Below are 15,107 nucleotides of genomic sequence, written 5' to 3'. Positions count from 1 at the left end.
CGTCTGAACCCAGCCGCGTGTTTTTTTCACCGCGTCCTGCACGTTGTCGAGCGTCTGGCGGGTTTTGTTGATGAAGACGATGAGCGCAACGCGAAAGGACTCGATGGAGTCGAGATTCGAAATGCGTGCCTGGTCAGCCATGGGTGCTGGGTACTAGATGCTGGATGCTGGATCAGCGCTGGCTGAGGTATTCCTCGATGCGCTGCGCCTTGCGGAGGAGGAAGGGCGTGTGCTGCTCGGACATCTCCATGAAGCGCTTGATGGCTTTCATGGTGGTGGTGAACTCGGCGGCGAACTTCTCATGCTCGGCGTCCTGCCAGGTCTCACCAAGGGCGGTGAAGCGGCTCTGCAGGGAGGCGGAGCGTTGCTGCATTTCTGTGTTGAAGCGTTTCAACTCCTGCGCAAAGCGCCGGACTTCCTCGGGATTCATGATTGCCTGAGCCATGCTGCAATGATGAAGTGAGAATGAAGATTGACGAATGGTTTTGCTGCGATTTTGGCAGGCCATGTGGCGTGACCGCCCGCGCTCACGGCAACTTTTGTCTCACTGCGGAATAATCTCGACACCGCAGCAGGCGAAGTGATAAAACGCTGCCATTCAACCAGAAGCGGCGCGGAGGCAGCATGCCATGCTTCCAATCCGGCAACCCAAGGCGATGAAGATCTTCAACTACAACACGGCCCATGCGTTTGCGCGGCCGTCCATGCAGGGCTGGCTTGTGGTCTTTGTGTGCGGCTTCCTCACCGTGTGCATCATCGGGCTGGCGCTTTGCATCGGCGTGTGGCTGGTTTTCAAAGTCTTGAGACGGCTGCCTGCGATCCCCCTGCCCGACTGGGATGTGACGATGCTGTCCACCGCAGGCGTCATCCTGCAAGTCGCGGCGGTCTTCGGGGCTTTGCTGGCGACGGTGATGGTGCTGGACTTGGCGCGGCGCAGGCGGCAGGAGGCCCGCATCCCGGGGCACCACCCCATCATCGGTGACTATGAGCACTCGGCGTTTTACAAGACCTGGCATGCAGAGCCGGTGCTGCCGACGGGCAAGCGGGTGAGATTGAGCGCCTACGGCAGCGGCCCAACGCCTGCGCAGGCGGCGCTGTGGCAGCAGTTCATCGGGAGGTATGATGAACTGATCGCCGCCGCCACGCGCTCATTGCTGGCGGAGGGTCATCCTTTGGAAGGGTGTGAATCGGTCACCTTCACGCCAAGCGGCATCACGCTGACGCGGGAGGGGCAGATGCACCTGGGGTTTGAGTTTGCCACGGTACCGGAGAATTTTTGGGAATCCGAGGCTGATCAGCCTTACCCGACGGCCAGCTTTACCGCAGCGCTGGAATTGAAGAGCACGGAGTGGCTGAAGCCGTATGGGTGAGGGTAGAGAGGTGGCGATCGCTTTTGGAACCGGAGCGAAGCGGAGATAGCCGAAGGCAAACAGACGACTGCAAGGAGCCCGAAGGGTGAGCGAAGCGAATCAATCAATGCGGCTGCGCAACCCTGCAAGGGTGGAGCTGCCGCTTTCGAGCGTCTCGTGGTGCGCGTAGGTGACGGGCTGGCGGAAGTTCACCGGCTGCCGCCTTCGAATAACCCGTGGTGTGCGTGAGACGATCAGCACGTCGAAAGCGGTAGCTGCGCTCGTTCCTCGCTGCGCGACCGCAGTCCATATCAAACACCGCGTGGCCTAGTCCACATACAGCAGCGCATTGGAGCTGAGCAACGCGTGGCAGAGGGCGGTGAGACCGAGGAAGGCGGGGTCTCCGGGGGTCTTGGACGGGGCGCCGAGCTGAACTTCAAGCGGGGTGGGATTGGCCTTGTAGAATTCAGTCTGGGCCTGCACGAATTCGACGCTCTGCTGCACATCGGACTCCGAAGGGGCTTTGCCGCTGATGAGTTTGAAGGCGTGGCGGACCTGATCGGCGGTGTCTTTGCCGCCTTCGCTCTGCACGCGCTGGGCGAACTGCTGAGCATGCACGCGCATGGTGGTGCTGTTCATGAGCAGGAGGCTCTGCGGACTCACGGTGGTGACGGAGCGGATGTCGCAGCTGGGCTCCATGATGGGGGCGTCAAAGGTGGCGAACATTTCGAGCTGCCGTGAGCGGCGGGCCTGTACATAAATGCTGCGGCGGAATTCATCGCCATTGAGCGGGACGATCTTGCCGGAGGGACGGCCTGCGGTGTCGGTGGTGTCGATGCCGATGACCACCTGCCCTTCTTCATTGAACATGACGGGCACGGGCGCACCGCCGACTTTGGGATTGAGCTTGCCGCTGACGGCGAGGAGGCTGTCGCGCAGGATCTCGGCCTCAAGGCGGCGCACGTTCATGCGGCTGAGGTAGGAGTTGTCGGGATCGATGCGATCACGTGTGGCATCCCGCGTGGAGGTCTGGCGGTAGGTGCGGGAGGTCATGATCTGGCGGTGGAGCTGCTTCAAGCTCCAGCCGCGTGCCATGAAATCGGTGGCGAGCCAGTCGAGGAGTTCGGGGTGGGTGGGCAGGCTGCCGAGGAGGCCGAAGTCTCCGGGGCTGGCGACGATGCCTTTGCCGAAGTGGTGCATCCACACGCGGTTCACCATGACGCGGGCCACCAGGGGGTGCTTGCCGTCGGTGAGTTCCTTGGCCAGGGCGAGGCGGCGTCCGGTGGTGGGCAGTGCGGGGTCTTTCTCGGGGATCTCGATCTTGCGGAAGGCGGCGAGGACGGTGAGATCGCTGGGCTTCACCTTCTCCTTGGGCTGGTCAAACTGGCCGCGATTGAAGATGAAGGTGGCGGGCACGGCCTCGGGCTTCTTGGGCAGTTCGGTGAAGGCGTGGAGGAATTCCTGCTTGGGCTTGGTGGCGCGCACGTCGGCGGCGTCTGCGGCCATCTTTTTCAACGTGTCCGCGTGCTTGGTTTTGTTGGTGGTGTCGTAGAGGTAGAGCGAGCCGGCACTGAGCTGGTTCACGCGGGGCCAGGCTTTGAGGAGCTTGGTCTGGTCTGCGGTGCGCTTCTTCACTTCGGTGCGGTAGGCGGTGCGCAGAGGGGCGCGGTCTGCCTCGGGGGCTTTGGCGAGCTCTTTCTCCAGCACTTCGGTGATGAACTCCTCGGCTTTGGCAAGGCGTGCGGCGTCGAGCTTCTTGGCCACGGCTTCGATCTTGGCGGATTCGGCGATTTCCTTTTCCGTCAGCAGTGAGACGAGACGGCTGCCGGGGCCGCGCCAGGCCTTGGTGTCAAAGCCGGGCTCAAACACAGCGCGCAGGCGGTAGTAGTCGGCCTGGGAGATGGGATCGTAGCGATGATCATGGCACTGCGCGCAGCCGATGGTGAGGCCGTAGAGGGAGGTGCCCACCATTTTGAGGGTGTCGGCGATGTTCGCGTTTTGCGTGGCGGCATCGTTCTTCTCGCCGGTGCCGTTGGGAGACATGCGGAGGAAGCCGGTGGCGGCGAGTTTTTCGATGGCATCGGGCGCGAGATCTTTGTACGGCTGCGGCACCATTTCATCGCCGGCGAGCTGCTCGCGCACGAACTGATCGAAGGGCTTGTCCTTGTTGAAGGCGTTGATGACGTAGTCGCGGTACTTCCATGACCAGGGGCGCTCGATATCTCTTTCGCCAAAGCCTTCGCTGTCGGCGTAGCCGGCGGTGTCCAGCCAGTGGCGGCCCCAGCGTTCGCCGTAGTGCGGAGAGGCGAGGAGGCGGTCCACGAGGCGCTCGACACTGAGCTGCGGATTCTTGATGTAAGCGGCGACGAATTCGTCCACCTCGGCGGGCGTGGGCGGCAGGCCGATGAGATCAAAGCTGGCGCGTCGGATGAAGGTGACGGGGTCGGCTTCGGGCGAGAAGGACAGGCCTTTTTCGGTGAGCTTGGCGGCGATGAAGGCATCGATGTTGGTGGCGCCTTTTTTCTCCACCGGGGGCTTCACGGCATGAATGGGCTGCAGCGACCACCAGGCGCGCTCTTCATCGGTGAAGGCGTGCTCCGGCCCGAGCTTCTCCGGCTCGGGGCGTGCGGTCCTGGCCCCCTGGGCGATCCAGGCTTCGAGCGTGGCGATGTCCTGATCCTTGAGCTTGGTTTTGCCCTTGGGCATTTCGCCTTTTTTGACGAGGTCGAGGAGGTGGCTCTCGGCCACTTTGCCGGGGACGATCACGGGGCCGTCTTTGCCGCCTTTAAGGATGAAGCGTGCGAGGCGCACATCCAGGCCGCCCTTCATTTCGCCCTCTTCGCCATGGCATTGGAAGCAGTGCGTTTTCAGGATGGGTCGCACGTCTTTTTCAAACATCACGGGGGCCGCCGCTGCCCAGGCGGGCGCGGCTGCCAGCAGCACGAGGGCGAGGTGTGAATGGGGGCGGCGTGTCATGTGGTGAAAATACGGGGTGGCGTGCTTCGCTCTTGCATCCCAGTCTCAAACCGGGTGTCATGGGGCCAGCCAGCGTTTTTTATGCCAGCCGAGTCCATCATCGCCCGACCCAAGCCGACCTACTGGCTGAGCTACCTTCTGGTCATGCCGCTGGCCGGATTTGTTGTCGCGGCGGTGATCGGCGGTGCCCTCAGCGGGCTGCTGGACCACAAGCTGACCCGCCCGGAGATCCTCAGCGCGTGGGCCATTGTCACCACGCTGATCACGCTGTTTGCCTTCTACATTGACCGGCGGAGACCTCACTTTGAGCTGGCTGATTCCACGCTGCGGATAGGTCGCGGCACATCTGCCACGGTGATCCCGCTGGAGGAGATTGAATCCGCCGTGTTCGGTCTGCCGGAGCACACGCCGTGGTGGTTTCGCATCATGCGGTATGCGCCGCAGAGCAGTGGCTCACACCACTTCATTTCCATGATGCGGGCGAACTCCTTGTTCATCCGCTTTGGCCAGCGTCGCTACGTGCCCCTCTGCCTCTACTTTACGTGGATGCAGAATGGGGGTGAGTTGATGGAGGCGCTGCGGGAGAGGCTGCGTGACAAACTCGTGGGCGCTGAGAGCTACACGGCGGCGGAGGTGAAGGCTCTGAATCTGCCGAGATTTAACCGGGTGGGTGTGGTGCGCGGGTGATTCTAGCAAAACCTTTGCCTCAGGAAAGAGATTGATGAAAGGACTAAGCTCCATGAGAGATCAGCGAGGCTCAGCCTAACCTTTTCATGCCCGCCATCCCCCGTTTTTATCTAACCCTGCTCTACATCTTCCTTGCATGCACCCTCCCGGCAGGAGCTGCGACGGTCAATGCCACCTGGAATGCCGCCACAGATGTGCCGGTGACAGCCAGCAGCTACACCGCCACGGGCAGCACGGTGAACTTCACCCTGAACTTTGCACCAGCCACCGGCACGAACCTGACCGTGGTGAACAATACCGGGCTGCCGTTTATCCAAGGGACCTTCGACAATCTGGCGCAGGGGCAGGCGGTAGCCTTGAGCTATGGCGGAGTGACTTACAACTATGTGGCCCACTACTACGGCGGCACGGGGAATGATCTGGTGCTGGTGTGGGCGAATCAACGGCTCTTTGGCTGGGGTGCCAACAACTATGGAGTGGTGGGAGACGGCTCAAATTCTGTTCCACGATTTACCATCGTGCCGGTGACGGTCACGCAGGCGCTGGCGGGCAAGACCGTCGTGGCGTTGTCTCAAAGCATCGACCACAGCATGGCTCTCTGCTCCGACGGGACCGTCATCGCCTGGGGGCTCAACAGCTATGGCCAGCTTGGCGATAACACGACGACGAACAGTTATGTACCGGTAGCGGTCAATGTGACCAGCGGCATCTCAGCCCTCTATGGCAAAACCGTGGTGGCCATAGCCGCAGGAAGCAGCTACAGCATGGCACTGTGCTCTGACGGCACCGTAGCCACCTGGGGATACAACTCCAACGGGGAACTCGGCAACAACACTATGACCAACCAATCGGCACCTGTGCCGGTCAACACCACAAACGGTGTTTCAGCGCTGTATGGCAAAAGTGTGGTGAGCATCGCCGCAGGCAACGGCCATAACTTGGCGCTGTGCGCAGATGGCACCTTGGTGACCTGGGGGTCCAGCACTTTCGGAGAACTCGGAAACAACACCCTCGGCTACAGCGCCGTGCCCGTGGCAGTGAGCACAGCAGCCGGCGTTTCTGCCCTCAATGGTAAAACCGTGGTGGCCATTGCAGCAGGGGGATACCACAACCTGGCGCTGTGCTCGGATGGCAGCCTCTCAAGCTGGGGCAACAACTTTTATGGCAATCTGGGCAACAACACCACGACGCGGAGTTCAGTGCCTGTGGCAGTCAACACAACGAGCGGCATCTCCGCCCTGTTTGGCAAAACCCTGGTGGCTGTGGCTGCGGGCGGCTACAACAGCATGGGGCTGTGCGCGGATGGCAGCGTGGTGGCATGGGGCTACAATAATTACGGTCAGCTAGGCAACAACAGCACCACCGACAGCTGGGTGCCAGTGGCCGTGAATACGACCAGCGGCATCTCAGCGCTTTATGGCAAGTCTGTGGTGGCCATTGTGACCGGAGGACCCACCTCATATAACTCAAACGCCCTGTGTTCGGACGGCACCCTGACAGCCTGGGGATACAACAGCCTCGGCAATCTGGGCAACAATGGCACGAGCAGCAGGTCGGTGCCGGTGATGGTGAGCAGTGGCCCGCTTGGCTCCGGGGAGAAATTCGTCAGCCCTGCCAGCAGTGGCAACACGGCACAGGCCTTGGTGCTGGTGGCAGAACCCATCCCCACCATCACGACTCAGGCGGCAACCACAATTGGCGGCACCAGCGCCACTTTGAACGGCACGGTAAACGCGAGCAATGGCACGGCGGTGGTCGCCTTTGACTACGGCATCACCACGGCCTACGGCAGCAGCCTTGCCGCCACTCCTGATACGGTCACGGGAGGGTCTGACACGCCTGTAAGTGCCGTGCCCACCGGATTGACCCCGGGAACCATCTACCACTACCGCCTCAGGACGGCCGGCATCACAGGGGCGGATCAAACCTTTACCACGCTGAACAACAACGCCAGCCTGACCAGCCTGGAGCCGAGCGTCGGCACTCTGAGCCCTGTGTTCGCTCCTGACACTACGCAGTACACCGTCAGCCTGAGCAGCATGATGGAGTCGATCAGCGTGACTCCCACCTTTGCAGACAGCAATGCCACGGCTGCAGTCAATGGTACCGCAATGACTTCCGGCAGCGGAGCGATCAGCCTGAGGTATGGTGACAATATCATTACCCTTGCCGTTACCGCCCAGGATGGCGTGACAAAGCAGGTGTACACGCTGAACGTGACGCGGAGCATCCCTGCCGCCCTTGCAGCGGCGTATACATCAGCCACGTATGTGGTGGCGAGCAGCCATGGCTTCACGGCAACGGACCATACAGTGAACCTCTCGCTGAACTACGCACCAGCAACGGGCACGAACCTGACGGTGGTGAACAACACTGACCTGTCGTTCATCAGCGGCACCTTTGACAATCTGGCGCAAGGGCAGGCGGTGGAGCTCAGCTACAATGGTGTGACATACCACTTTCTGGCGAACTACTACGGCGGCACGGGCAATGACCTGGTGCTGGTGTGGGCAAACAATCGCGCCATGGCATGGGGCAGCAACTCGAACGGTGAAGCGGGCAACGGAACCACCAACCGCAACCTGCTGCCAGTTCCTGTCTTCACAGCAGGAGTGCTCGCGGGCAAGACGATCATCTCCACGTCTTTGGGCGGCTCCCATGTGCTGGCCTTGTGCTCCGACGGCACTGTGGTGGCCTGGGGCAGCAACAATTACGGACAACTGGGGGACAATACCACGACCAGTCGCAGCGTGCCGGTGGCCGTCAATACCGAGAGCGGCGTCTCCGCCCTTGCCGGCAAAACCGTGGTAGCTCTGGCAGCGGGCGAATCTCACAGCCTGGCGCTCTGCTCCGATGGCAGTGTGGTGGCCTGGGGGAGCAACGCTTTTGGAGAACTTGGCAACAACAGCACCTCCAACAGCCCGTCCAGCAGCAACTCCAACAGTGTGCCGGTGGCCGTCAACATGGCGGGCGGAGTTTCCGCCCTGTACGGCAAGACGGTGGTGGCTTTGGCCGCAGGGTATTCCGACAGCATGGCCCTGTGCTCAGACGGCACGGTGGCCACCTGGGGCTTCAACAACTTGGGGCAGCTCGGGGACAATACCACGACCGATCGCAGCGTGCCGGTGGCCGTCAACACCACCAGCGGTGTCTCCGCCCTGTATGGCAAAAACGTGGTGTCAGTGACGGCGAACAATAGCTTCACCATGGCCCTGTGCTCAGACGGCACGGTAGCTGCCTGGGGCTCCAACGTCTTTGGTCGGCTCGGGGACAACACCACGACCAACCGCATTGTGCCGGTGGCCGTCAACACCGCCAGCGGCATATCCGCCCTGTATGGCAAAACCGTGGTGGCCGTGACAGCGGGCGACAGCTTCGCCATGGCATTGTGCTCAGACGGCACGCTGGCCGCCTGGGGCAACAACAGCTTTGGTCAGCTTGGGGACAACACCACGACCAGTCGCAGCGCGCCAGTGGCCGTCAACACCGCCAGCAGCGTCTCCGCCCTCTTTGGCAAGACCGTGGTGGCCGTCTGCCCAAGCTCCTATTCCACCATGGCGCTGTGCGCGGATGGCACCCTGGCCACCTGGGGCAGCAACTCCAATGGCGAACTTGGCGACACCACCACCAGCCAGCGCAATGCCCCAGTGCTGGTGAACAGCACCAATCTGGCGGCGGGAGAACAATGGAGCTCCCTGCCTGTCAGCAGCCGGTTCTCTTACCACGTCCTAGCAGTGGCGGCGGCTCCGGCCTATGCCACGGTCACCACCCAGGCAGCCACAGTCATCGGCGGCACCTATGCCACCTTCAATGCCGCCGTGGTGCCTGCTTATGACAGCATGGCGGTGACGTTTGAGTACGGCACGACCACCAGCTACGGGAGCACCATTTCCGCCATGCCCTCACCGGTCACCGGTGGCGCCGTCACGCTTGAAAATGCCGCAGTCACGGGTCTGACGCCTGGCACCACCTACCATTTCCGCGTGACCGGCAGTAATGGCTCCGGCACTCTCAACGGCGGCGACCAGACCTTCACCACGCTGAAAAACAACGCCAGCCTTGCCAGTCTGACGGTGAGCAGCGGCAGTCTCAGCCCCGCTTTCGACAGCGGCACCACGAGCTACACCCTGGATCTCCCCTATTCAACGGCCACCCTCAGTGTCACCCCCGTGCTGGCAGACACCAGCGCCAAAATACAGATGAACTCTGCTTCGATCTCGGTGGGGACGTTCAGCCTGCCTGAAGGCGGCACGACCATCACCACCCTGGTGACCGCTCAGGATGGCACCACCACCCAAGCCTACACGCTGACCGTGAACCGTGCCACCGGCCCCAGCCTTGCCAGCCTGGAGCTGGACAGTGGCACGCTGAGCCCCGCCTTTGACAGTGGCACCACCAGCTACAGCGTCGCTGTCTCCAGCACCACCAGCAGCATCGTACTCACCCCCAGCCTGGTGGATGGCACCAGCACCCTCAAGGTCAATGGCACGACAGCGGCTTCCGGCAGTGCCAGCGATGCGATCAGCCTCGTTTACGGCGACAATGCCATCAGCGTCGCTGCCACCTCACAGGATGGCAGCATCACCAAAACCTACACGCTGCTGGTCACGCGTGGCATTCCTGCGTCATTTGACGCAGCCTTCGCTTCCGCCGTCACCGTCCCGCTGACCATACGCGGGCTGACGGCCACAGGCAGCACGGTGAACCTGGCGCTGAACTATAAACCGCTCACCGGAACAAACCTGACCTTGGTGAACAACACCTCGACAAGCTTCATCGGCGGCACGTTTGCCAATCTGGCGCAGGGCCAGCTGGTGGCCCTGAGCTACAATGGCATCTCCTACCATTTTCTGGCCAACTACTTCGGAGGCAACGGCAACGATCTGGTGCTGCAGTGGGCGGACACACGCTCCTTCGCCTGGGGCAACAACCAGACCTACCAGCTTGGGGTGCAAAACAACGTCAACTACATCAGCACTCCTACGGTGATGATCCCAAACGCAACTCTGGCCTTGAAGCAGATCCTCGCCATCGCCACGGGAGGCGTGCACACTCTCGTGCTGTGCTCAGACGGAACCCTTGCCTCATGGGGTTCCAATACGAATGGAGAACTCGGAAATGGCTTGTTTGCCACGGGCCATCTCCCGATGCCGGTGGACACAGCGAATGGCACCTCCGCCCTGTATGGCAAGAAGGTGGTCGCGATTTCAGCCGGTCAGAATCACAGTCTTGCGCTGTGCTCAGACGGCACCGTCTCCTCCTGGGGTTACAACTTCTACGGCCAGCTAGGAGAGGCCAACTTCCCATTCATGAGCACCAGACCGCTTGCGGTGAACACCGACCCGGGCTTCTCCGCCCTCGCTGGCAAGACGGTGGTCGCCATTGCGGCTGGCTATAATCACAGTCTGGCGCTGTGCTCGGATGGGACTCTGGTCGGCTGGGGGCTCAACTCCAGCGGCCAGCTTGGCAATCTGGCAGGAAGCCTCACTTTTGTCCCTGCCGTGGTAAATGCGGCCAATGGCGTCTCCGCCCTGTATGGCAAAACGGTGGTCTCCATCGCTGCGGGTGGCAATCACAGCCTGGCGCTCTGCTCCGACGGCACGGTGGTGGCATGGGGGGCGAACAGCAACGGCCAGCTAGGGGATGGCACCACCACCACCCGCTACGCAGGCGTTGCAGTCAGCACCACCAGCGGTGTTTCCGCCCTGTATGGGAAAAAGGTGGTGGCCATCAGCGCAGGAGGCAGCCACAGCATGGCGCTCTGCTCCAACGGCACCGTGGTGAGCTGGGGCCTGAACAGCAGCGGCCAGCTCGGAGACAACACCTCCACCATCCAGCGCAACGTGCCAGTCGCGGTCACAACGGCGAACGGTATCTCCGCTCTCTTTGGCAAAACGGTCACCGGCATCTCGGCCGGGTATATTCATTCCGTGGCCACCTGCTCCGATGGAACACTGGCAGCCTGGGGGTCGAATGTGTTCGGACAGGCCGCAGTCCCGCCCGCCACTTCCAAGCAATTGGCACCCTATGCCACACCACGCACCGCTCTGCCGCCCGCCGAAATGTATGCCACGGTGGTCACCGGTCCGGCCAGCGCGCACAGCCTGGCACTGGCGGCCACGCCTCCCCCCACAGTGACCAGTTTGTCCGCCACAGCGGTGACAACCACCAGCGTGACTCTGAACGGCACCGTCAATGCCAGCAGCGGCTATATTACCACCTCGTATGACTACGGCCTCACCACCGCGTATGGCACCAGCCGAGTGGGCTCAGCCGCGTTTGGCGGCTCAACTCTGAGCACCCAGGTCATGCTCACAGGACTGGCCCCCGGCACCACCTACCACTTCCGCGCCAATGGCGGCACCTACAGCGGAAATGACCTGACCTTCACCACGCTGAGTCTGGTGCAAAGCTGGCGGCAGACTTACTTTGGCACCACGGCCGCCACCGGGTCCATGGCGGATGTGGCGGATTTTGACAACGATGGGATCCCCAATCTGATCGAGTGGGCCTGCCTGCTCGATCCCACCACACGCAGCACCACGCCCGTGACGACGGCGCGCAATGGCGCGAACTTTGAGTTCAACTATTCACGCAGCACGGCGGCCGCCAATTCGGGCGCTGCATTCATCGTGGAATGGAGCGACACGCTGGCGGCGGGAAGCTGGAGCAGCACCGGCGTGACGCAAACCGTGCTGAGCGACGACGGCACGATGCAGCAGGTCAAAGCGGTGATCCCGATCAATGGCACGACGGCCAAGTTCAGCCGGCTGTCGGTGACGGCACCATGAGGAACGAGCAGATGCGAGGCTCGTGAGAGCTGCACGGCGGCGGAGGTGAAGGCGCTGGGGCTGGCGGAGTTTAACCGGGTGGGGGCGGTGCGCTGGCGGGCTCATTTCCCATCGGGTGCGATGGAACGTTCGAGTTTGCCGCAGAGGGGCGGAGAGGCAGAGGGAGCAGAGAATGGATTCAATCTCTGCCACCTCTGCTCCTTGGCTCCTCTGCGGCAGAAACGAATGGCCCTGCAATGTTCAAAAGGCACGGCACTCTGTACTGGGAGCGCCGTTTTTTAAACGGCTCTGGAAAGCTCCGCAGCAGACCAAGCGCCGCATCTCCAGTACACTTCATGCCATGTCGATTGCCGCAGGGACGTTCGACGAGAGCCGATGAAACATCGGCGCTCCCAGCCATGAGGCATTCAAAGCAAAGAGCTGCGCCCGGCATGACCCGGTGGCGCAGCTCGCAGCGATGACTGACTTCCCTGCCCTACTTCCCAGCCACCGCATCATCCACAGCGCCATCCAGCACGTCGCAGGCTTCGATGAGGGCTTCTTCGGTGACGGTGAGCGGCGGGCAGATTTTGACGGTCTGGCCCCAGGCGCCGACGGGGGCGAAGAGGAGAAGGCCGCGCTGGTAGCAGAGCTCGATGATGCGATGGGCGAGATCGTGGTTCGGCTCTTTTTTGTCCGGGTGGATGATCTGCATGCCGGCGACAAGGCCGACGCCGGTGACGTTGCCGACGACACTTGGGTGGCGCTTCTGGATGGCCTTGCAGCGCTCCAGCAGGATGGGGCCCAGACGTGCGGCGTTGCCGGTGAGGTCTTCGTCGAGAAGTTTTTTGATGTTGGCCACGGCGGCGGCGCAGCACACGGGATTTCCGGTGTGCGTGCTGGTCATGCTGCCCGGTGGGAACTGATCCATGATGGCTTCGCGGCCGATGACGGCGCTCAGCGGCATGCCGCTGCTGATGCCTTTGCCGCAGCAGATGATGTCCGGCGTGACGCCGTAGTGCTCGAAGGCCCAGAACTTGCCGGTGCGGCCAAAGCCGGCCTGCACTTCGTCAAAGGTGAGCACGACGTTGTGCTCATCACACCAGGCGCGGAGTTTTTGAATGTACTCCACCGGGGCGAAGTCGGGGCCCACGCCCTGATAGCTTTCAATGATGACGCCGGCGATGTTGGCACCGGTGAGGCCTTTGTCGGCGATGGTTTTGAGGAAGCTGTCGAAGCTGGTGTCTTCCGTCCAGTAACCATCCGGGAAGGGCGCATTGAGGATGGCAGGATCTTCATTCACGATCCACGCCTTCTGCCCGGCCATGCCGCCGGCCTGCTGGCTGGCGAGGGTGCGGCCGTGGAAGCCACGGGTGAAACCGATGATGCCGATCTTCTCTTTCCCGCCGACTTTGATGCCGTGGCTGCGGCTGAGCTTGATGGCGCACTCGGTGGCCTCGCTGCCGGTGCTGAGGAGGAAGACTTTCTTCAAGCCATCCGGGGAAACGGAGGCGATGATCTCGGCGGCTTCGGCGCGCTCTTCGCTGGGGAAGACGTAGTTGTGAATGAGGCCGCTGCTGATCTGATCAATCATGGCCTTGCAGATTTCAGGCGCGGCGTGGCCGGCATTCGTCACGAGCACACCGCTGCTCCAGTCGAGCCACTTGTTGCCGTATTTGTCGAAGATGTGGATGTCCAGGGCCTTGTCCCACACGATGGGCGGCATGCCGCGCATGGACTGGGGTTCAAAGTGACGCAGCTTTTCCAGAGTAGGAACGGAGTCCGGGTGCGGCAATGGCGTGCAAATGCGGCGATGCTTGGTTTCGACGTGAGGAACAGTCTGTGGTGTGATGCTGAATTCTTTGCCCATGGAATGATAGTGGAGGTACCGGCTTCATGCTGCTACTCGCTTTGCAGCATGTGGCGGTATTTTTGTGCGCATACGATTTATCTGGCCGTCTATATAATTGTGCTGATGAAACGACCTGAACGCACGAGAAGCGGGTGTGCTTAGGGATTCTCTGCGCTCTTTTGCGGGCGCAGCGTACCGGCTTCTCCTTCGGGCCAGTAAGCACCGTCTTCGATCCACTCGCGCAGCATGCCGATCTGATCATCCGTGAGGCTGACATCCGTGCGCGGCATCATCTTGGGGTGCGTGCCGCCGCGCTGCACGGCGCTGATGAGCAGGCTGCAGTCTGGGTCTTCGGGCAGGATGTAGTCGCGCCCGCTGGCGCTACGCTTGAAGGCGGTGACTTTCGTCATGAGATTGAGCGAGGGCGGCGGCAGGCTGCCGTTGTGGCATCTCAGGCAGTGCTCCTGCAGCACGGGCTTCACCTGCGTGAGGAAGTAGTGCTCCCGCGCGCTCTTGGTGGCGGGCAGCTGCGTGCAGGCGGTGACGATGACAAGGAGGGGAAGGAAACGAAGGATCATGCCATGAGCCTAACGACGACGCTGAAAACAAGCTACCCCGCGTTTGCGCAATCTTATGCTGAAGCTTGACGCCGCTGTGCTGCCGCGACCACATTGTACGAATGCCCCGCAAACCCAAACCGCAGACCAATGGCCACTGTCGCATCGTTTTGACCGGAGGCCCCGGCGGCGGCAAGACGACGGCGGGCGATCTCTTTCGCCGCGAGATGGGTGACCAGGTGGTGATGGTGCCGGAGGCGGCGACGATGATGTTCACCGGCGGCTTCCCGCGCGTGAGCATACCGGATGCCGTCCATGCGGCGCAGCGGGCGATCTACCATGTGCAGATTCACCTGGAGGAGGCCGTGATGGCGCAGCACCCGGAGCAGATCCTGCTGTGCGATCGCGGCACGGTGGATGGCGCGGCCTACTGGCCGAGCGGACCGGAGGGCTTTTTTGAAGACATCGGCAGCTCGCTGGAGCGCGAGCTGCTGCGCTACGATGCGGTGATTTTCTTTGAAAGCGCGGCGGTGGGCCACATGAGCATCGAAGGCGGGAATCCCATCCGCAATGAGACTGCGGAGCAGGCCATCAAGCTGGACCGCAAGCTGCGGGATCTGTGGAGCCAGCATCCGAAATTCATGCTGGTGCCGCACAATCCGTCCTTCTTCAAAAAGATCAGCTTCGGCCTCGCCGTGCTGGATGGCATGGTGAGCGAACTGGGCTGCAAGGAGCGGAAAAGGAAGAAGAGGTAGGGGGCGAGCGGGCCGGGAGCGGCTCATTGCTGGGAGCGCCGATTTTTAATCGGCTCCGGGCGTGCGTCCTTGCGGCTTTGATTTGGAATGAGGATCGCTGGAAAGGCGGTGCTGCGTCTTGCTGCGGAGCTTCCCAGAGCCGATAAAATATCGGCGCTCCC

General features: G+C 61.9%; 9 protein-coding genes. 4 read left to right on the top strand and 5 right to left on the bottom strand.

The genetic code is table 11. From position 1 onward, the window contains the following. Positions 1 to 172 precede the first annotated feature (172 nt). On the bottom strand, positions 173 to 445 hold the full coding sequence (locus tag WAW39_RS09355) for a WXG100 family type VII secretion target (RefSeq protein ID WP_422318081.1): 273 nt from the start codon (positions 443 to 445) through the stop codon (positions 173 to 175). 184 nt (positions 446 to 629) lie between these two features. On the opposite strand from WAW39_RS09355, the gene WAW39_RS09350 reads away from it, so the two are divergent. Beyond that, a complete protein-coding gene (locus WAW39_RS09350; RefSeq protein ID WP_422318079.1) occupies positions 630 to 1,370 on the top strand; it encodes a hypothetical protein in 741 nt (246 codons plus the stop codon). A gap of 99 nt (positions 1,371 to 1,469) precedes the next feature. Here the strand turns inward: WAW39_RS09350 and WAW39_RS09345 are convergent, their stop codons facing one another. Together WAW39_RS09345 and WAW39_RS09340 are read right to left on the bottom strand one after the other, a co-directional pair. Continuing rightward, entirely contained in the window at positions 1,470 to 1,610 is a 141-nt protein-coding gene (locus WAW39_RS09345) for a hypothetical protein (protein ID WP_422318077.1), read from the bottom strand. A 66-nt stretch (positions 1,611 to 1,676) separates the two neighbouring features. Beyond that, positions 1,677 to 4,325, bottom strand: a complete 2,649-nt coding sequence (locus WAW39_RS09340; RefSeq protein WP_422318075.1) for a PSD1 and planctomycete cytochrome C domain-containing protein — start codon at positions 4,323 to 4,325, stop codon at positions 1,677 to 1,679. 81 nt (positions 4,326 to 4,406) lie between these two features. On the opposite strand from WAW39_RS09340, the gene WAW39_RS09335 reads away from it, so the two are divergent. Continuing rightward, positions 4,407 to 5,012 (top strand): hypothetical protein, encoded by a 606-nt coding sequence (locus WAW39_RS09335; protein ID WP_422318073.1) that lies wholly within the window; start codon positions 4,407 to 4,409, stop codon positions 5,010 to 5,012. A gap of 86 nt (positions 5,013 to 5,098) precedes the next feature. Continuing rightward, positions 5,099 to 11,803, top strand: a complete 6,705-nt coding sequence (locus WAW39_RS09330) for a cadherin-like beta sandwich domain-containing protein (RefSeq protein WP_422318071.1) — start codon at positions 5,099 to 5,101, stop codon at positions 11,801 to 11,803. 475 nt (positions 11,804 to 12,278) lie between these two features. Here the strand turns inward: WAW39_RS09330 and WAW39_RS09325 are convergent, their stop codons facing one another. Then, positions 12,279 to 13,652 carry an aspartate aminotransferase family protein gene (locus WAW39_RS09325; RefSeq protein ID WP_422318069.1) on the bottom strand — a complete coding sequence of 458 codons (1,374 nt, stop codon included), beginning with the start codon at positions 13,650 to 13,652 and terminating at the stop codon, positions 12,279 to 12,281. A gap of 140 nt (positions 13,653 to 13,792) precedes the next feature. After that, the gene (locus WAW39_RS09320; protein ID WP_422318067.1) at positions 13,793 to 14,212 is read right to left on the bottom strand and encodes a c-type cytochrome domain-containing protein; all 420 of its coding nucleotides are present in this window, start codon (positions 14,210 to 14,212) and stop codon (positions 13,793 to 13,795) included. A gap of 101 nt (positions 14,213 to 14,313) precedes the next feature. Between WAW39_RS09320 and WAW39_RS09315 the strand changes: the two genes are divergently transcribed. Continuing rightward, positions 14,314 to 14,946: an AAA family ATPase gene (locus WAW39_RS09315; RefSeq protein WP_422318065.1), complete on the top strand. Its 633-nt coding sequence runs from the start codon at positions 14,314 to 14,316 to the stop codon at positions 14,944 to 14,946. Positions 14,947 to 15,107: the final 161 nt, after the last annotated feature.

Origin of the sequence: Prosthecobacter sp. (genome assembly GCF_049294395.1) — a bacterium.
In the GTDB taxonomy this organism is placed as follows: domain Bacteria; phylum Verrucomicrobiota; class Verrucomicrobiia; order Verrucomicrobiales; family Verrucomicrobiaceae; genus Prosthecobacter.
The sequence above is the reverse complement of the archived record's forward strand: the minus strand, read 5'-3'. Positions and strand labels throughout refer to the sequence as shown.

Coding starts and splice junctions, on each gene's coding strand:
- WAW39_RS09325 (WP_422318069.1), bottom strand. CDS start 13,652: ATGGGCAAAGAATTCAGCATCACACCACAGACTGTTCCTCACGTCGAA.
- WAW39_RS09320 (WP_422318067.1), bottom strand. CDS start 14,212: ATGATCCTTCGTTTCCTTCCCCTCCTTGTCATCGTCACCGCCTGCACG.
- WAW39_RS09335 (WP_422318073.1), top strand. CDS start 4,407: ATGCCAGCCGAGTCCATCATCGCCCGACCCAAGCCGACCTACTGGCTG.
- WAW39_RS09350 (WP_422318079.1), top strand. CDS start 630: ATGCTTCCAATCCGGCAACCCAAGGCGATGAAGATCTTCAACTACAAC.
- WAW39_RS09340 (WP_422318075.1), bottom strand. CDS start 4,325: ATGACACGCCGCCCCCATTCACACCTCGCCCTCGTGCTGCTGGCAGCC.
- WAW39_RS09330 (WP_422318071.1), top strand. CDS start 5,099: ATGCCCGCCATCCCCCGTTTTTATCTAACCCTGCTCTACATCTTCCTT.
- WAW39_RS09355 (WP_422318081.1), bottom strand. CDS start 445: ATGGCTCAGGCAATCATGAATCCCGAGGAAGTCCGGCGCTTTGCGCAG.
- WAW39_RS09315 (WP_422318065.1), top strand. CDS start 14,314: ATGCCCCGCAAACCCAAACCGCAGACCAATGGCCACTGTCGCATCGTT.